The following is a 17,355-nucleotide window of genomic DNA, read 5'->3' as shown; positions in this document are numbered from 1 at the left end:
CGACTCGAGCGCCGCTCGTTTATGTGCGGTAGCTTTTCAACACGCGTTCGACATACGCCCGCGTTTCGGCAAACGGCGGTACGCCCCCATAGCGGTCGACGTGCCCAGGCCCGGCGTTGTAGGCGGCCAAGGCGAGAGTGATATTGCCGCCATACCGGTCAAGGAGCTGGCGCAAATATTTTACGCCACCGTCGATGTTTTGCGCCGGATCAAGCGGATCGTCCACGCCGAGCATTTTCGCCGTGCTTGGCATGAGCTGCATGAGTCCAAGCGCTCCAGCCGGGCTTTTCGCATCGGGACGGAAGTTTGACTCATGGCGAATGACGGCGCGGATAAGCTGCGGGTCAACATCGTATTTTTCCGCTGCCGCTGCAATCAAGGCATCGATGGAAGAGGGTGCGCTGGAAGCGGCGGCCTCTTCATGCTCGAGCGGGGTGCTGCTATGGCCGGCGGGCGCCGGAGGCTGACCGCTTGAGGCGGCTTGAGGCGCCTCGGCAGATGATTCCTCCCCGCGGCTGAGATATTCGGCAAGCAAGGTTGAAAACAGGGATGGAGCCGGCGATGGCAGCAGGCTTGAGCGCCCGGGTGAGAACGCATCGAGCGCCTGCCATTCAACGAGCAGCTTTAATGGCGAAACGGTCATCGTCTTTCCTCCATTTCCTTCTTGCGGGCGTAAAAGCGGGCGATTTTGTTTGGCGCCGGGCGGCGCGGAATGCCAAGCGCCCCAAGCAGGCGCAAAAACCGCTCCTCACCCGCTTCCACGTGATCCACTTCATATTCAAGTTCGTAATCTTCGCTTTGCAAGTAACGGTTATGGTCAAGGCATAACGTGCCGCCTTCATGCGGCCATTCAGCGCGGTCGGTGACAAGGGAGCCAAAGCAGCGCACCTCTTGTGGATTGACGCCCATTTCGATAAGCAAAGCGGCGATCACCCCACGGGGTGCTGCCTTGCCGGCAAGCAATGCTTCCATTTCGGATGGTGAAAGCGGCTCATGCGTTTCCAAAATGGTTCCATCCACCCGAGTTTGTTTCAACGTCAAGGTCAGGCGTCCTTCTTTCGCCCGGATGCGCAGCGCCGCCGCCCGTTCTTTCAGGGCGAATGACGGAGTGTCAAAGTAATGGTTTTCCTGGCGGCGGAAAGCGCCATCATCAAGGCGAAAAGCGGTGCGAACGGCGGTGAACTCCGCCGCCGTCAACAAGTTTTTTAACTCGATCTCCACTTCTTGACGCATGGTAAATCTCCTTCAGGCAAGACATCGTCTCCTTCTATTATCAGTCGTTTTGCGGCGAATATCAATTATTTCGTCTGCATAGGGTGAATATGGTAAAATAAAAGGCGGATGGTTGATGCGGAAGGAGAGGAAGCATGAACGAAAAAGTGATCGTTAGGCGGGCGGAGCGGGAAGGCGGCCGGCTTTGGCTGTATGTCAATGATGCTCCGGTTTCGCTCGATCGCGTGACGCCGAAACGCCATATGCTTGTCGACTCGGATGCATTGGCGTTTGCGTACATTTTGGAAACTGATGACCGCTTTCTTTATGCCATCATCCCGAAGCAATGGTGGCCCAAGCTGAAGGCGGCGCTTGACGCTCGGGAGCCGGTCTGGCTTCGGTGCGGGGAAGCGGCGGTCGAGCTCCAACAGTTTAGTGACGAACTGTCTTATTTGCTTGAAAATATTCGCGGCAACGCCAACTATGGCGAGGCGCTTGAACAGGCGGTGCAAGACGTATTTTTTGGCGAATGAACTGCGGTTGCCTGCCTTTTGGCGCGGGAACGAAAGAGAAACGGAGCGGTCTGGGCAAATGGGGCTGACGCGCGTTTTCTTCAAGAAGGGCACTAAGGCGCGGCTACGCCTTCTTGGGCTAGGATGCGGAAGTCGGAGATCGTATAGGCAGGTGGTATGATGATAAACCATTGGGATTTGTTTTTAGCCCCGTATAAGCAGGCGGTTGAGGAATTGAAAGTGAAACTGAGGGGCATTCGCGCCCAATTTGAGATGATCGAAGCGCACTCGCCGATTGAGTTTGTCACTGGGCGGGTGAAGCCTGTCGCCAGCATTTTGGATAAGGCGCAAAAGAAAAATATCCCGCTTGACCGCCTCGAGGAAGAGATGCAAGATATTGCGGGGCTGCGCATCATGTGCCAGTTTGTCGATGACATTAAGACTGTCGTCGAGTTATTGCGTCAGCGCAACGATTTTACGATTGTTGAGGAACGCGATTACATCACGCAAAAAAAAGAGAGCGGCTACCGCTCGTACCATCTTGTCATCCGCTACCCAGTGCAGACGATCCGCGGTGAAAAAAACATTTTGGCGGAGATTCAAATTCGAACGTTGGCGATGAACTTTTGGGCGACGATTGAGCATTCGTTGAACTATAAGTACAGCGGACGTTTCCCCGAGGACATCAAAGTTCGGCTGCAGCGCGCTGCCGAGGCGGCCTATCGTCTCGATGAGGAGATGTCCAAAATCCGCTTTGAAATTCAAGAAGCGCAAGCCGCTTTTTCCCGAAAACAAGAGGCAAAAGGAGAAGGACAATGAAACGGACGGACGCGCCGCTCGCATTCGCCATCACGTCCAAAGGAGATGACACGTCAAACGCCTTGGCGCAAAAAATGAAAACGTATTTGCTTGATTTTGACTTGCGCTGCGATGAAGAGGAACCCGACCTTGTCATTTCGGTCGGCGGCGATGGAACGTTGTTGTACGCGTTCCATCGCTATTGCCACCGGTTGGACAAGACGGCGTTCGTCGGAGTCCATACCGGCCATCTCGGCTTTTACGCCGACTGGGTGCCGGAGGAACTCGAAAAGCTTGTTATCGCCATTGCCAAGACGCCGTATCAAGTGGTCGAATATCCGCTCCTTGAGGTGACGATCCGCTATCTGAACGGCGGAAGCGAGGCAAAGTATTTAGCACTCAATGAATGCACGGTCAAATGCGTCAGCGGGACGCTCGTGATGGACGTTGAAATTCGCGGCGACTTGTTTGAACGGTTCCGCGGCGACGGGTTGTGCATTTCGACGCCGACCGGAAGCACGGCTTACAATAAAGCGCTCGGCGGGGCCATTTTGCATCCTTCGCTTGAGGCGATTCAAGTGACCGAGATGGCGTCGATCAACAACCGCGTTTTTCGGACGATCGGATCGCCGCTCGTATTGCCGGCGCACCATACGTGTTTACTCAAGCCGGTCAACCACGTCGATTTTCAAATTACGATCGACCATTTGTCGCTCTTGCATAAAGACGTAAAGTCGATTCAATGCCGCGTGGCTGATGAAAAGGTGCGTTTCGCCCGCTTTCGGCCGTTTCCGTTTTGGCGGCGGGTGCGCGACTCGTTTATCGCCGACTGATGAAAGTCCATCCCTTCAGTGATGCCGGAGCTTCCCGTTTGCGTGGGGCAATGGCCTTTCGGCGCAGACGCCGATGCCATGGCGGCGTTCGCCCGCCGGCATTCCGTTCGGCGGAGGGCGGTGAAGCAAAGCAGTTGGACATGCCGATTGAGCCGACGATTTTTTGACAGAAAGGTGACGAACATTGCCGCCGTTTACCTTGACTTTTTCCATCGATGAACAGCATGACGGAAAACTGTTGCGCCAGTTTTTGCAAGAGAACGGCATTTCGCGGACCGCTCTCACCGATATTAAATTCCACGGCGGGGCGCTGTTGATTGACGGGCGGCTCGTCACCGTCCGCCATGTGCTGCGCGCCGGCGAGACGCTGTCGGTCGTCTTTCCGCCGGAGCGGACAAGCGATTGGATGGACGCTGAAGCGATGCCGCTTGACATTATGTATGAAGACGATTACGTCCTCGTTGTCAACAAACCAGCTGGATTGGCGACGATTCCGTCGCGCCACCATCCGGGCGGGACGCTCGCCAATGGCTTGCTCTACCATTATCGCCAGCAGCAGCTTGACTCGACCGTCCATATTGTGACAAGGCTTGACCGCGACACGTCCGGGCTTGTGCTCGTCGCCAAGCACCGCCACGTTCATCATTTGCTGTCGGCGTTGCAACAAAAAGGACAGGTTGCGCGCACATATGAGGCCATTTGCCATGGCGTCATCGTCGAGGATGAAAGGACGATTGACGCCCCCATCGGCCGTCAAAGCGACAGCATCATCGCCCGCGAAGTACGGGAAGACGGAAAGCCAGCCGTCACTCATTTTCGCGTGTTGGAGAGGCTTTATGGCTATACATACGTTTCGCTTCGGCTGGAGACGGGGCGCACGCACCAAATCCGCGTCCATTTGGCTTATCTCGGCCACCCGCTCGCCGGCGATGAGCTGTACGGTGGAAGCCGAGAGATGATCGGCCGCCAGGCGCTTCACAGCCGGCAGCTGTCGTTTTTTCACCCGTTTGCCGGGCGTTGGTATACATTTTCCGCCCCGCTTCCTGGCGATATGGCGCGCCTGATCGAGGCAATGCGCAGACGAAGTGCTGATTAGGAGAACGTGCGGAACTTTTCGGGAACGAACGGCATCGAGGAAGGAACGGAGACCGTTTCCATTTCCGGATAGCGCAAGGCGGTCAGCGCGCCGCCAAATACACAGCCGGTGTCGATGTTGACCGTCCGTCCGACAAACCGCGGTTTTTCGATCGGCGTGTGGCCATACACAACCCATGCGCTGCCGCGATATCGTTTCGCCCAGTCGCGGCGCACCGGCGTTCCGTCCGGGTTCGTTTCGCCGGTGATGTCCCCATACAGGACGAACGTCTTGACTTTTTTGTCCGTCCGCCCGATATAGTCGTGACGGATGCCGGCATGGGCGATGACAAGGCGCCCCTCATCCAGCACGGCATACAGCGGCGCCCCTTCGTACAGGCGGATGAACTTGCGGCGGATCATCTCCTGCTCGCTCGGGGGCAAGGCGCGGTACTCAGCGACGGTCGTCTCAAGCCCGTGGGCGATTTGCACATTTCGTCCTAAGAAAAAGCGGTACAGTTTATTGCAATGGTTGCCCGGCACGTAATAGGCGAGGTTCCGCTCGATCAGGTCGCAGACGATTTCGATCATTTTCAGCGATTCAGGACCGCGGTCGGTCAAATCGCCGACAAAACCGAGCTTTCGTCCGTCCGGATGAACTGGAACCCCTTCGTCCCAATGGTAGCCGAGCGTTTCCGTCAACGCGGCGAATTCGCGGAAGCAGCCGTGAATGTCGCCGATGATGTCCACCTGCATACATGAGCTCCTTTCTAGCCATAATCGTTATACTACCAGTATGTCCGTTCGACAAGGAAAAGAAAAGATGAGGCAGCCTTGCCCTACCCATCGAAGGCGCTGTTCAAAAAGCAGTGGCCGCGGCGGGGAGCGGAACAAAGAAGGGGCCTTGGGCCGGGATGAAGGCCAAAAGAAAGCCGCCTGCCCACAGCAAGCGGCTTATTCGTCGTCGCTCGCGAACATAAACTTTCGCGTCCGCGAATGGACGTTTAAGACGAGGCCGATCGCCAGCATGTAGGTTGCCAGCGAACTTCCCCCGTAGCTGATGAACGGCAGCGGCAGTCCGGTGATCGGCAAAAGCCCAATCGTCATGCCAATGTTTTGGAACACTTGGAATGTGATCATGCCCGCAACACCGGCGCATAAATAGCTGCCGTACAAATCGTTGCTCTCGAGCGCAATATGGATCATGCGATAAATGAGCAGGAAAAAGAGAGAAACGACGATGCTTGAGCCGACAAATCCGAACTGTTCAGAGATGACGCCAAACACAAAGTCTGTATGCGCCTCGGGCAAATAGACTTGCAAGTTGCCTAATCCTTTCCCATACAGTTCCCCCGACCCAATGGCCATGAGCGAACGGATGAGCTGGAAGCCTTGCTCGTTGGAATATTCATATGGAGCCAGCCAGCCGTAAAACCGGTTCAACTGGTAATCTTCTTTAATAATGTATTGGTGGAAGAAATCGGGAAAATAAAAGAAAATGAACACAACGACTGCCACCGCTGTTACGCCGGAAAAGACAATGCCGAAAATGATGCGCCAGCGGATGCCGGAAACGAGCACCAAGGTGGCGGTGATGGCCATAAACACCATCGACATGCCCATGTCCGGCTGCTTGGCGAGCAAAATGAGCGGCGGTAAGACGGTCAAAGCGATTTTGCCGAGCAATTTAAAATCATCGCTGATCGTCGGTTCGGGATATTTTTCCCGATGGTTGACGATGATGCGACTTAGGACGATGATCATAAAAATTTTCATCAGCTCGGAAGGCTGGAAGTTTCCTCCAGGTAGCTTGTACCAGCTCGTCGCCCCTTTAATGGTCACTGATCCTGGGACGTTTAATTCCAGCCCAAGCAACAGCAGCATCCCGAATCCATACAAATACCAAGCGATTTGAAACAGCCGGTCATAGTCAATGATCATCGTCAAGGCGATGACGACAGCGCCGATGGCGTACCATTGCAGCTGCTTTGAAGCAAAGTTGACGTTTTGCAGTTTCTCGGGAAGCATCGGTTCCGCGCTATGGATGGCGATCGCGCTGATAACGGCCATTAAGAATAAAAGAAACAACAAATGATAATCGAGCTTCGACTGGGAAAAACGATCATGATCCATGGAACGATCCTCTCCATTCAAATGTACCATATACCATATTAGCGAATCGTGCCGGTTTTGCAAAGTGGGAAAAACCGCCGGCAGCATGAAGGAATCGGAAGGCAAAAGGGAAGCGTGCATTTACATCGCCCGCCGCATCGCCTATAATAGAATTAACACCTGGTACTAATAATAAACGATAATTAGGAGGATGAACGAATGAACTTATCGTTGGAAGGACGTACATATGTTGTCATGGGGGTGGCGAACAAGAGGAGCATTGCCTGGGGCATCGCCCGTTCGCTTCACGCTGCCGGCGCTCGCCTTGTGTTTACGTATGCCGGGGAGCGTTTTGAAAAAGAAGTGCGGGCGCTTGTGGATACGCTTGAGGATGAGCGTTCGCTTCTCTTGCCGTGCGATGTGTCAAAAGATGAAGACATTACTCAATGCTTTGCACAAATCAAAGAACAAGTCGGCGTCATCCATGGCGTCGCCCATTGCATCGCCTATGCCAACAAAGAAGACTTGAGCGGAGAGTATATGAACGTAAGCCGCGAAGGCTTTTTGCTCGCTCATAACATCAGCGCGTATTCGCTCACCGCGGTCGCGCGCGAGGCAAAAGAGCTGATGACCGAAGGCGGCAGCATCGTCACCCTCACTTACCTTGGCGGCGAGCGCGTCGTGCAAAACTACAACATCATGGGTGTGGCAAAAGCATCGCTTGATGCGAGCGTCAAATATTTGGCAAACGATTTAGGCAAATACGGCATCCGCGTCAACGCCATTTCCGCAGGACCGATCCGCACGCTGTCGGCCAAAGGGGTGAGCGATTTCAACTCGATTTTAAAACAAATCGAAGAGCGCGCCCCGCTCCGCCGGACGACGACCCAAGAAGAAGTCGGGGATGCGGCGCTGTTTTTGTTCAGCGATTTGTCGCGCGGCATCACCGGGGAAATCATTCATGTCGACTCGGGATACCATATTTTAGGATATTAAAACGAACGAGCAGCCGTTCCTGTTGATGGAGCGGCTGTTTTTTGTTTGACTTGGGCAATTATTCGGATCATGAGCATACATATATTAAGGTAAGGCAAGCACGGAAAGGGGGATTGACGTGCGGAAACAAAAAGTTGTGGAGACGGAGCCGTTGCTTTATATTGTGCAGCCAAAAGCGATGCGGGCCGCGGCGCACATGCAAGAAACGTTTACGTGGACTAGCCGAGCGCAACAGGAAGAGGAAGGAAGTTCCAGCGATGAACAAGGCGGCGAGGAGGAACCGACTGAATTTTTTGCCAACAAGGAGTTTCAGGCGATGACGCTTGACGAGCGGTTGGCCTTTTTGGCGGAGCTGCCCGCTCATTTGCCGCCGTTGAAATGCCAATTTGTCATGAAGGATAAGAGCTATGAAGGCATATTAAAGCAGTGCACGGCGACCAAGTTGACGATCGCTGATGAACAAGGAAACGAAACGGTCATCGGGCGCGCGCAGCTTCTGGCGGTGGCGATGATCGGGTTTGTGCAATAACCGGTTGTTGGCTATACGAATGCACCTTGAACCATTCATTTATCAACGAGGCAACCCTTTCATTTGTCTGCTGTTGCTCAAGGCATGAAGGGGGGCAGATATAGCTGTCCGCCCGCCGTCTCGCGTTTTGCCGCGTTCCCGGGAGGCGCCGCCGGCCTGGGAACGTCCGGTTTTTCTACAGCGAGGCAAGTCGCAGGCTGTTGGTGCGCCCATCGATGTTTCGGACGGGAAAACGTTCCAGCTAATCATTTCCGTTTGCTTGCTTACGATTCCGTTCTTTAACAGATTTCCGAAAGAAGTCTCCCACTTCAAAGCGAAGCGAAGTGGGAGTAGTTCACGCACTACCTTTGTTAGGATTATCGATGGGGATTCGTATGACTTGCAATCGTAAAATATTTGGCACGTTTTTTTTCTTCCGTTTGTTTACGGTTCAAATACATTTCGCCTGTCGTGTTTCGTGCTTGTTGGTTGCCTGTAATCATAAAAGGTTTGCTGTGACCGTTGGTTTGCTCTTGTTTAGGGGGGAGATCGTTTTTCTGGATTTCTGGTTGCTGTGCTATATCTTCTTCTCGGTTTGTTGTTCGTTGATTATCTTTCAGCTCGGCGTTCGTTTTGTCGGATGTTTTCGAAGCTGACGAGTTCTTTATCGAGCGGACTTTTTCTTTATTCGTTTTAGGGGTTGGCGGCTTCAGTTGTTCTGTTGCATCTTCTTTCAGCGGTTCTATTGTTATGTCGGCCGCTTGATCTTCGCTCACTGCAGCTTGTTTTATTTTCTCCGCTTGTTCCCAAACTTCCAATAACTCGGAAGCTACCCGTTCCCAATTATACATCGAAACCGCAAGCTGCCGGCCTTTTTCTCCCATTCCTCTCATCAAGGATTGATCCGATAATATTTGGGCAATCTTGTCGGCAAAGTCGCTTGGATTCTCTGGATTCTCCACGATAAGGCCGTTTTCATTGGCAAAAATGACTTCCGGATTGCCGCCTCTTGCGGTCGTGACGATCGGAAGGCCTGCTGCCATGGCTTCGTAGTGGACGCGCGCCAACGGTTCCTGCCATTGCGAGGTGCATACGAACAAATCGGCTGCTGCAAACCAATTTTGGATTTCATTCGGTGCGACAAAGCCTGTCGTGACAACGGGCACAGGCATTCTTTTCGCCAGTGCTCTTACGTATGCGACATAATCAGTAATATTATTTTCGCTAAACCAGCTGCTTCCAACAATCACCAGGGCTAAGTCTTTAAATTTTTTGGCCAACTCCGGCAATGCTAGGACGAGTTTATCGACTCCTTTATTGCGCGACAGCCTGCCGGCGAACAAAATGACCGTTTTGTTTTCTAGCCCATGAGCCCGCCGAATGTCGTTGCGTATTTTCTGCATTTTTGGATGATTTCCCGGCAAAAATTGTTTGCTGTCTACTCCAGAATAAATCGTGCGCAATTTTGGCGATGCCTGCGGATATAGGCTGCGGATGACATTGCCGACATAATCGCTCACTGTTACGATGTGGGACACTTCTGCGATTGCCGCCGCTGCTTCTTCTGGATCGATTTTTTCCGGTTGAAACATATCGTTGTGCATGCTCAACGTAATTTTGGCGTAGGGAGCTGCCTGTCGGACGGGCAGAACAAGGCGAGGGCGGTTAAAGATATGGATTAAATCAAACTTGTTCGTCTCCACATAACGAACAACGTTTTCTCGGTATATTTCAAATACTTTTCCCGGTACGCGCACGTAGTGAACGCCATTAATCGTTTCTTGCGCGGGAAGTGACAAATCGGTAATGCCTAAAACGGTAACATCATGGAATTGGCTTACATGTGGAAGAATGCCGGAAATATACGTTTGAATGGCTCCACCTAATAAAGGGGGAACTGGGAGTTTTTCTGTACAAACCATTAAAATTCTCACGCTTATTCCACCCCTTTCCAGTCATTTTCGATTTCTGACAATACAGGCCATTTCGACTGGTCGGTTTCGACAATCGTTTGAATTAATTGTGCTGTTTGTTCATTGAGAAAGATTTCCGGTTCATAGACGATTTCTTTGATGTTTTTATAAAATTCGTTTGGCATGGCCAAGTCAATCATCAAAAGCTCGTATAATTCAGGTGTTATTGGATTCGCTTCATGGTACGCTAGAATCATTTCCCGCACCCATGTTGCATCCCATTTGTATAAATCCGCCATTGTGCCGCTAATGAGCTTTCTTAAATCACGAATCGGAAGGTCAAAGGCAACTCCATCAAGGTCAATAATCCAAATTCCGTTGGCTCCCATTTGGCCGTTGGACCAGCCATAGTCTTGGTGAGCCAACCCCCAACTGGCCGTTCCTTGCTTGACGAATTCAAAATAGCTGGATTGTCGGAATCGTTCCATGCCTTTCCGCGCTTGTTCTTCAAATTGATCCACTACTTCTAATAACGGGGGGCTTGCCGGCATTTCGGCGTACCATTTGGCAATGTTCCGAAACCAGTCCATTTTGGTGATCATTTTTTCATAGTTTTTCGGCCATTTGTGCAGCCGCGAGGCCATTTCCGCTTGCTCGGGAGGTACGTACCCTTTGCTTAGACGATGGAATTCGCCAAGGGCATAACAAAGCTGCTTTGCTCCTTCCAAATTCTTTGCAACCGGCGTCAACGGTTCAATCCATTCCGCGACAAACCATAGTTTTCCTCCCGCTTCAACATAGTTTTTTCCGTCCTTTGTTTTTACAATCGGGGGCACTCTTGCCTTGCGCACTTCTGCTAAATATTCCTGCGCTCCTAAGCTGAATAAACTTCTCGTCGGTCTTCGGTGCAGCAGCTTCAAACTTTTCGGGCCTGATTTTGTTTCGAGTTTCCAAATTGCTCCTCCTTTGTCTGATTTTGTCGTGACTATTTGCATGTTTTGAACAGATAAATCGTAGTTTTTCAGCACTTCCTCTGCCAGCTGGATAATATAATCAGGGACAAAAAATTCATAGGTTGTTTCATCGATGAGCCATGGTTCAATGACTATGTTCTTCACGCTATCCCTCCTGTCGGGTATTTGGGAATGGACGAAGCGAAATATGTGTGATTGCTACTAGGATATGTATTCAGAAGGGAATTGGATTGGGTAAGCTCATTAACTTATGCAGGATATTTTTCTACGCCTCTGCAGCTGCCGATGAATTAGAAGGTCGGTGAAAAAATAACTGTTCCTCTTCAATCAATGGTTCTCAATTGAAACGAAGGACGGGATTTGCAAGGTTTTTCAATTTGAGAAACGCTGCTGGGGAACGGCATGTTCCGTTAAATCACCGACCCTTTAGGGTGCGGCGGGGAACACACCAATGGGGATGCACTGACAAGGAAGCGGCATTGTTGGTTTCATCGAAGCAAAGAGAAAAAGGGGCTGACCCAAAACGCACTCGCGTTTTGGGTCAGCCCCACTTTTTTTACGCCAAAATAGAAGAATCGCCCTTTTTCTGGTAGAATAGAGTCACCATTACAACTATCACCGAAAGAAGGGCGATTCTTTTATGAAACATGATCAGTATACCATGGACAACCTCTCTCTGCCAAGCAACATCGCCGATCTCATTCCGCCGGATAACATGGCTCACGTGGTTCACGAGATGGTTGAACGCATCCCCATGGAGACGTTTCTTCCTTACTGCAAAGGGGGAGGCACCTCTGCGTATCATCCGAAATGAGAAAGAGAACACGCGCAAAGCCAAGAAGAACCCGCACCATCAACAGAACTGGACATACAAGGAAGAAGAGGACGTTTGGATTTGTGCCAACGGGAAAAAGCTGGTCCGTACAGGAACTTCGAAACAGACGACAGAATCGGGATACACCTCGGTCATCCAACACTGCCAATGCCCACGAATGCGAGGGGTGTCCGTTCCGTTTGGCCTGCACGACTTCCAAGTATGGACGCACACCCGTCTATCACGAACAGAAACAGAAAGCTCGTGAACGGCTGGAAAGCGAAGAAGGACAGGCACGGCACCGCCAACGCAAAACCGACATTGGGAGTGTGTTTGGGCAAATCAAGCAAAATCGCGGGTTTCGCCGCTTCGTCCTGCGAGTCCTCCAAAAAGTTTCCATCGAATGGGGGCTGATTTGTGCTGCTCATAATCTCCTCAAAAAAGCCGCTAAGGACAAACAACCGTCCTTAACGGCATAAATGAGGAACCCAAGGGAGGTTGAATCACCTTCTATTTAACAAAAAATAAAGTGGGCTGGCTCCAAAAGTCCGCTTTTCGGCGGACTTTTGGGTCAGCCCCTTTATCGATTTGGGGAAAGGGAGGAAAGCGCTTCTATATAAACCGCTTCAAACCGCCTGGCAACATGGTGAAATTGAAATTGCCGTTCAACGAGTTTTCTTGCCTTTTTCGCCATGGTTTCCGCTTCGCGTCTGTTCGTAAGCATGTAATCAATCGCTTCAAAAAAAGCGTGCGGGTTTTGGTAGTCATCGATGACGAAGCCGGTCTCGCCGTGGCGGACGATTTCAGCGTTGCCGCCGCGGTTGGTCGTTACGACCGGAATGCCTGCCGCCATCGCCTCATAATGGACGCGGGCGAGCGGCTCGTGCCATTGCGAGCTGCATACAAACACATCGGCCATTAAGAGCAGTTTTGGGATATGGCTGTGCGGAACGTAATTCGTAAACAAGACGCGGTCGGTCATCGGCGCGGCCAACTGATGCAGCCAATCGATGTATTCGCTCCCGCTGCTGTCGCTAAACCATTTCCCGCCGACGATGACGAGCACCACCTCGGGATGGCGGGCTAAAAGAAGTGGCAGGCATTGAATAAGCAAATGCGGTCCTTTTGTTTTGCTGAGCCGGCCGAGAAACAGCACGACTTTTTTATCGGTGAGCCCGTATGCTTGGCGCTCTGCCTGGCGGATGCGCTTGCCCTCTTCCGTCCAGACGGGGATGTATTGGGCAACATCGACCCCAGAATAAATGACTTTTACTTTCTGAGGGTCGACTGGGTAACGGTTTGTCACCGTCCGTTTGATGTATTCACTGACAGCGGTCAGCAAGGTGGAGGCGTCTAGCGCCCGCTTCGCCTGCTCTGCTGTGATTTTCAGCGGCGAAAACATATCGTTATGGAGACTCAGCACAAAGGCGCTTTGCGGCGCCGATGTACGGTAATCTGAAAGTGGAATGGGACGGTTGAAGACGTGGACGACATCAAATTTGCACGCGGTGAGCGCGCGTGCCACATCAGTTTCATATGTCAGCTTCGGAAAACGGATGTAGCAGATGTTTCCATTTGTTTCTTCAGGCGGCAAAAGCGGGTCAGCGATCGAAAAAATCGTCAGTTCGTGGCGGCGGGCGATCAATGGAGCAATCCCGTCGATCATCACCTGAATGGCTCCGCCCCGTACTGCCGGGGCTGGCAGTTTTTCTGTGCAGATATAGGCGATTTTCATGAATGCTCATCCTCGTACAGTGAACGGATGTATTCGATCTCTTTTTGAAGGCCGTCTTTAAGCGTTACAACCGGCTTGTACCCGAGCAGCTGCCCCGCTTTTGTCAAGTCGGCCCACGTTTGTTTCGGCTCTCCGCGGGCGGCGGGGGTATACTGAATGATCGCTTGTTTTCCCGTCAGCGTTTCCAGCAGACGGATCACCTCATTGACCGATGCTCGTTCTTTTCCGCCGATATTGATCGTTTCTCCAATGACGCCATCCCGCTCGAGTGCGGCGATCGTTCCATCAACGCAGTCAGAAATATAGGTGAAATCGCGCGATTGTGTCCCATCGCCGAACACGGTGAGCGGCTGGCCGTCGAGCAGCTGGCGGATGAATCGGTGAAACGACATGTCCGGGCGCTGGCGCGGGCCATAGACGGTGAAATAGCGCAAAATGACGACCGGTACGGCGAATTCGTGAAAATAGACGCGGCATAAATGCTCGCCGGTGAGCTTCGTAATGCCATACGGGGAGAGCGGAACCGGTTCGAGCATTTCCGACAACGGGCCGCTCCGCTCGCCGTAGACGGATGAGGTTGATGCGTAGATGAACCGTTTGAGCGGCCGGTCTTTGCACGCCTCAAGCAGCCGCTGGGTAGCGGAAATGTTGTGTGCGGCATAGGCGGCAAACTCCGTCCCCCAGCTCGTTCGCACGCCGGGTATGCCGGCTAAGTGGTAGACAGCTTCCACGTTTTGCAGCAAGGACGGCAAATCGGCTGTCAGCAAATCCAGCTTAAGAAAGGTAAACCGCGGATGAGACTGCAAATGGGCAATGTTGTTCGCTTTTAGCGGCGCCGGCGTCGGTCCAAGGAAGCCGTCGACGCCGATCACATGATGCTCGTCGTTTTCGAGCAGTTTTTCACATAAATGGGAGCCGATAAACCCGGCCGCACCGGTGATGAGAATATTCACGGGCACCCCACCCCCATGTAGCGCAATCCGCTTTGTTCGACCGCATGGCGATCCAAACAGTTTCGGCCGTCAAACACGAGCGTTCCATTCATCGCCGCTTTCACTTGCGGCCAGTCAAGCGTGCGGAATTCGTCCCAATCGGTGGCGATGACCAAGACATCTGCCCCTTGGATCGCTTCGTGCACCGACTGGACTTGCGTGACATGGGCGAGCGGCTCCGAGAGCGTTGCCTTCGGGTCGTAGGCGGCAACCGTGCAGCCGTTTTCGCTCAATCGGCGGATGAGCGCTTCGGCGGGGGAAAAACGCGTATCGTCTGTATTTGGCTTGAAGGCGATGCCAAGCACGGCGATCTTTTTGTCAGTCAATGGGGCAAGCTGTTCATTGAGCTTTTGAAAGCAAACATCAAGCTGGGTGTCGTTGACGGTCTGCACCGCCTGCAGCAAATAAGGCTCCACTTGGCGCGAGCGCGCCACATATTCCAGTGATTTTATATCTTTTGGAAAGCATGAACCGCCATAGCCGAGGCCAGCCTGCAAAAAATGCGGGCCGATGCGCGGGTCGAGGCCGATTCCCCGGGCGACATCATTGACATCGACTGAAAACGCATCACAAATGCGCGCCATTTCGTTAATAAAGGAAATTTTGGTCGCTAAAAAGGCGTTGGAGGCGTATTTGATCAGTTCCGCGCCAGCCAGGCTCGTGGTGACGTAGGGGGCGTTGATGCCGGCATACATCGCTTGGACGACGGTGAGCGACTGGTCATCATCCGGTTCGAGGCCGACGACGATTTTATTTGGATGAAACATATCGTAAACGGCTGATCCTTCGCGCAAAAATTCTGGGTTGGATACGATGCGGAACAACTGCGGTTTCACTCCTTTGCGGATGAGCTCGGCGCGCATCCATTCATTCGTCCCCGGTGGGACGGTGCTTTTCGTGACGATCGTTTTGTACGATTCGATCGTCGCTGCCAAACGGTCGAGCACCGCTTCAATATAGCTTAAGTCGGTGCCGCCGTCGGGCCGCGGCGGGGTGCCGACACAAATGACAACGACGGCCGCCCGTTTGATGTAATCCCAGCGGCCGCTGAACGTCAAATAATTATAGTTTTTGACAATCAATTCCTCAAGCCCTGGCTCATAAAACGGAACTTCTCCGTTATTGAGCAGGCGGATTTTCCGTTCATCATGATCGATGCAATGCACTTCATGTCCAAGTTCAGCAAGGACAGCTGCGGTGGTCAGTCCGACGTAGCCAGCGCCGATGATACAAATATTCATGCTCATAGGCCTCCTTCGCGAAATCTCCGGCTTTTATAGCGTATTAACGGACAAGCTTCGTTTGCTACATGGCAAGCGCCTAAAACGCTAGAAATGAGGCGGCCTATTTTCAGTGGACAAACTTCCCCGCCATTCGGAAGCGAATACGATAAGGATATAAAAAAGACAAGGGGGGAAGCGATGGTCAAAAAAGCAACCATCCCCGCGGCTGGATATGGGACAAGAAGCTTGCCGGTGGCAGGGGAAGGATGCCAAGGGAAACTCGTCGCCGGAACGCGGGTTGACATTGGTACGGCTGACGGTTACATGGCGCTCCTTTCCGCTGTTTGGAAAGGAAAATAAAAACCAGGTGCAAATCACCTGGTTTTTTTTGTCAGCCAATCATACAAACGTTCTTGCTCTTTAATTTGCTTGGCGACATCAAACCGCTGTTCGATTACTTTGCGCGCCCGTTTGGTAAACTCCGTAATTTGCTCTGGATGGTCAAGAAAAAACCGGATGCCGTTCGCCAGCTCGTGATCGTCTTTTTCCGGCGCGAGATAGCCGGTTCGCTTGTGTTCGATCAACTCGGGGATGCCGGCGTGGTTTGTCGAGACGACCGGCAGCCCGCTTGCCATCGCCTCTTTCAATACGTTGGGGATGCCTTCGATGTCTCCATCAGAAGCAGTCTCGCTCGCCAGGCAAAATAGATGAGCGCGCTCCATTTCGCGAGCGATCGAAGCGGCGTCCATGGCGCCAAGCAGATCGACAAACGGATCGAGCTCCAACTCTTTGACAAGCCGGCGGATGTTTTCTTCCTCTTTGCCGCTGCCGATGATGCGGAGGCGGCAGCGCGGATGCGCCGCATGCACGTGTCTAAAGGCGCGCACGAGCGTTAAGAAGCCTTTTTTCTCGACGAGTCGTCCGATCGAGAGTATGATGATGTCTCCGCTTTCAGGAATCGTCCGCTCTCGGTATGGAAATAAATCGAGCTCGATGCCGCCGTAGAGGACATGAATTTTTTCCGGCGGAAAACCTAGCATGATCAGTTCATTGGCGAGGTAGCGGCAGACAGGAAGAAAGAGCGCCCCGTGCTGTTTGAGCAAGCTGTACCGTGTTTGATTGCGCCACAGGCTGTGATGTTTCGCCGATCCATCACGGCCGCGGATGCTGACGACAAGCGGAATGCCATGAGCGATGCAAATCGGGAGAATCTCGACGGCATGTTTCCCGTGGTGGGCGTGAATGGCGACAATATTTTGTTCTTTGGCGAAGTGGCCGAAATGATTGATGTCGTTGAGATGATAATAGTTGATCAAAGGAAACGGATGGCTGCCGTCATCGGCAAACGATCCGATCATGACCGGGCGGTATTTTTTTAAATGAACCATTTGATTGTAAATAAAGCGCTGATTAATTTTCATTTTTTCATGGAGAAAGTGGGCGATCGTTTGTTTCATTTTTCTCTATCCCTCGCTTTTGAAGAAATCAGACAAAAACGTTGCTGTTGTAATCCCCGTGGCAAATGGCTTTTCTCCCCTCTGCCTCGCGGCAAAAATCGGCTAGATTGCTTTTTTCAAGCAGTGCATAACTTTGGCTGGCGATCAGGGTCATCTGTTTCATTATATGAGAAAGATCGTTTCCATGATTAATGGTCTTCGC

The 17,355-nt window shown here is 52.3% G+C and carries 20 protein-coding genes; 10 read left to right on the top strand and 10 right to left on the bottom strand.

Annotation, left to right across the window (positions count from 1 at the left end; all coding sequences use genetic code 11):
- Window positions 1-19 precede the first annotated feature (19 nt).
- Complete coding sequence (locus GJ1_RS10905; RefSeq protein ID WP_066232228.1) at window positions 20-643, bottom strand: lytic transglycosylase domain-containing protein; 624 nt, start codon at window positions 641-643, stop codon at window positions 20-22.
- A complete protein-coding gene (locus GJ1_RS10900; protein WP_066232225.1) occupies window positions 640-1,233 on the bottom strand; it encodes a CYTH domain-containing protein in 594 nt (197 codons plus the stop codon). The genes GJ1_RS10905 and GJ1_RS10900 overlap by 4 nt, the downstream gene beginning before the upstream one ends.
- Before the next feature lie 134 nt (window positions 1,234-1,367).
- On the opposite strand from GJ1_RS10900, the gene GJ1_RS10895 reads away from it, so the two are divergent.
- From GJ1_RS10895 to GJ1_RS10880, 5 genes are all read left to right on the top strand, one after another.
- On the top strand, window positions 1,368-1,745 hold the full coding sequence (locus GJ1_RS10895; RefSeq protein ID WP_066232222.1) for a UPF0738 family protein: 378 nt from the start codon (window positions 1,368-1,370) through the stop codon (window positions 1,743-1,745).
- A 159-nt stretch (window positions 1,746-1,904) separates the two neighbouring features.
- On the top strand, window positions 1,905-2,543 hold the full coding sequence (yjbM, locus tag GJ1_RS10890) for a GTP diphosphokinase (protein ID WP_066232219.1): 639 nt from the start codon (window positions 1,905-1,907) through the stop codon (window positions 2,541-2,543).
- Window positions 2,540-3,355 carry an NAD kinase gene (locus tag GJ1_RS10885; protein WP_066232216.1) on the top strand — a complete coding sequence of 272 codons (816 nt, stop codon included), beginning with the start codon at window positions 2,540-2,542 and terminating at the stop codon, window positions 3,353-3,355. Before yjbM ends, GJ1_RS10885 begins: the two co-directional genes overlap by 4 nt.
- 42 nt (window positions 3,356-3,397) lie before the next feature.
- Complete coding sequence (locus GJ1_RS18695) at window positions 3,398-3,574, top strand: hypothetical protein (RefSeq protein ID WP_167346114.1); 177 nt, start codon at window positions 3,398-3,400, stop codon at window positions 3,572-3,574.
- The gene (locus GJ1_RS10880; protein WP_066232214.1) at window positions 3,540-4,451 is read left to right on the top strand and encodes an RluA family pseudouridine synthase; all 912 of its coding nucleotides are present in this window, start codon (window positions 3,540-3,542) and stop codon (window positions 4,449-4,451) included. The genes GJ1_RS18695 and GJ1_RS10880 overlap by 35 nt, the downstream gene beginning before the upstream one ends.
- Here GJ1_RS10880 and prpE read toward each other — a convergent pair.
- The gene (gene prpE / locus GJ1_RS10875; RefSeq protein WP_066232211.1) at window positions 4,448-5,185 is read right to left on the bottom strand and encodes a bis(5'-nucleosyl)-tetraphosphatase PrpE; all 738 of its coding nucleotides are present in this window, start codon (window positions 5,183-5,185) and stop codon (window positions 4,448-4,450) included. The two genes, GJ1_RS10880 and prpE, sit on opposite strands and share 4 nt — an antisense overlap.
- A 198-nt stretch (window positions 5,186-5,383) precedes the next feature.
- Window positions 5,384-6,562 carry an FtsW/RodA/SpoVE family cell cycle protein gene (locus GJ1_RS10870; protein ID WP_066232208.1) on the bottom strand — a complete coding sequence of 393 codons (1,179 nt, stop codon included), beginning with the start codon at window positions 6,560-6,562 and terminating at the stop codon, window positions 5,384-5,386.
- 198 nt (window positions 6,563-6,760) lie between these two features.
- Between GJ1_RS10870 and fabI the strand changes: the two genes are divergently transcribed.
- Both fabI and GJ1_RS10860 read left to right on the top strand, forming a co-directional pair.
- Window positions 6,761-7,537 carry an enoyl-ACP reductase FabI gene (gene fabI / locus GJ1_RS10865; RefSeq protein ID WP_066232205.1) on the top strand — a complete coding sequence of 259 codons (777 nt, stop codon included), beginning with the start codon at window positions 6,761-6,763 and terminating at the stop codon, window positions 7,535-7,537.
- 118 nt (window positions 7,538-7,655) lie between these two features.
- Window positions 7,656-8,066 (top strand): CotO family spore coat protein, encoded by a 411-nt coding sequence (locus GJ1_RS10860; protein ID WP_066232203.1) that lies wholly within the window; start codon window positions 7,656-7,658, stop codon window positions 8,064-8,066.
- Between the two features lie 356 nt (window positions 8,067-8,422).
- On the opposite strand, the gene GJ1_RS10855 is transcribed toward GJ1_RS10860, so the two are convergent.
- Window positions 8,423-9,979 (bottom strand): glycosyltransferase family 4 protein, encoded by a 1,557-nt coding sequence (locus GJ1_RS10855; RefSeq protein ID WP_066232200.1) that lies wholly within the window; start codon window positions 9,977-9,979, stop codon window positions 8,423-8,425.
- A 2-nt stretch (window positions 9,980-9,981) separates the two neighbouring features.
- The gene (locus GJ1_RS10850; protein WP_066232197.1) at window positions 9,982-11,076 is read right to left on the bottom strand and encodes a CotS family spore coat protein; all 1,095 of its coding nucleotides are present in this window, start codon (window positions 11,074-11,076) and stop codon (window positions 9,982-9,984) included.
- A gap of 496 nt (window positions 11,077-11,572) precedes the next feature.
- Between GJ1_RS10850 and GJ1_RS18690 the strand changes: the two genes are divergently transcribed.
- Window positions 11,573-11,746, top strand: a complete 174-nt coding sequence (locus tag GJ1_RS18690) for a hypothetical protein (protein ID WP_167346113.1) — start codon at window positions 11,573-11,575, stop codon at window positions 11,744-11,746.
- Window positions 11,743-12,225 carry a transposase gene (locus GJ1_RS17895; RefSeq protein ID WP_083509990.1) on the top strand — a complete coding sequence of 161 codons (483 nt, stop codon included), beginning with the start codon at window positions 11,743-11,745 and terminating at the stop codon, window positions 12,223-12,225. The genes GJ1_RS18690 and GJ1_RS17895 overlap by 4 nt, the downstream gene beginning before the upstream one ends.
- Window positions 12,226-12,326: 101 nt before the next feature.
- Here the strand turns inward: GJ1_RS17895 and GJ1_RS10835 are convergent, their stop codons facing one another.
- From GJ1_RS10835 to GJ1_RS10825, 3 genes are read right to left on the bottom strand one after another with little or no spacing between them, the layout of a single operon-like run.
- A complete protein-coding gene (locus GJ1_RS10835; RefSeq protein WP_066232187.1) occupies window positions 12,327-13,481 on the bottom strand; it encodes a glycosyltransferase family 4 protein in 1,155 nt (384 codons plus the stop codon).
- Window positions 13,478-14,434 (bottom strand): NAD-dependent epimerase/dehydratase family protein, encoded by a 957-nt coding sequence (locus GJ1_RS10830; RefSeq protein WP_066232184.1) that lies wholly within the window; start codon window positions 14,432-14,434, stop codon window positions 13,478-13,480. The genes GJ1_RS10835 and GJ1_RS10830 overlap by 4 nt, the downstream gene beginning before the upstream one ends.
- Window positions 14,431-15,714, bottom strand: a complete 1,284-nt coding sequence (locus GJ1_RS10825; protein WP_066232181.1) for a UDP-glucose dehydrogenase family protein — start codon at window positions 15,712-15,714, stop codon at window positions 14,431-14,433. The genes GJ1_RS10830 and GJ1_RS10825 overlap by 4 nt, the downstream gene beginning before the upstream one ends.
- Before the next feature lie 180 nt (window positions 15,715-15,894).
- On the opposite strand from GJ1_RS10825, the gene GJ1_RS18370 reads away from it, so the two are divergent.
- A complete protein-coding gene (locus GJ1_RS18370; protein WP_157068380.1) occupies window positions 15,895-16,056 on the top strand; it encodes a hypothetical protein in 162 nt (53 codons plus the stop codon).
- 14 nt (window positions 16,057-16,070) lie between these two features.
- Here GJ1_RS18370 and GJ1_RS10820 read toward each other — a convergent pair whose 3' ends face one another.
- The gene (locus tag GJ1_RS10820; RefSeq protein ID WP_066232178.1) at window positions 16,071-17,153 is read right to left on the bottom strand and encodes a glycosyltransferase; all 1,083 of its coding nucleotides are present in this window, start codon (window positions 17,151-17,153) and stop codon (window positions 16,071-16,073) included.
- Between the last annotated feature and the right edge of the window lie 202 nt (window positions 17,154-17,355).

This window comes from Geobacillus jurassicus NBRC 107829, assembly GCF_001544315.1.
Taxonomy (GTDB): domain Bacteria; phylum Bacillota; class Bacilli; order Bacillales; family Anoxybacillaceae; genus Geobacillus; species Geobacillus jurassicus.
The sequence above is the reverse complement of the archived record's forward strand: the minus strand, read 5'-3'. Positions and strand labels throughout refer to the sequence as shown.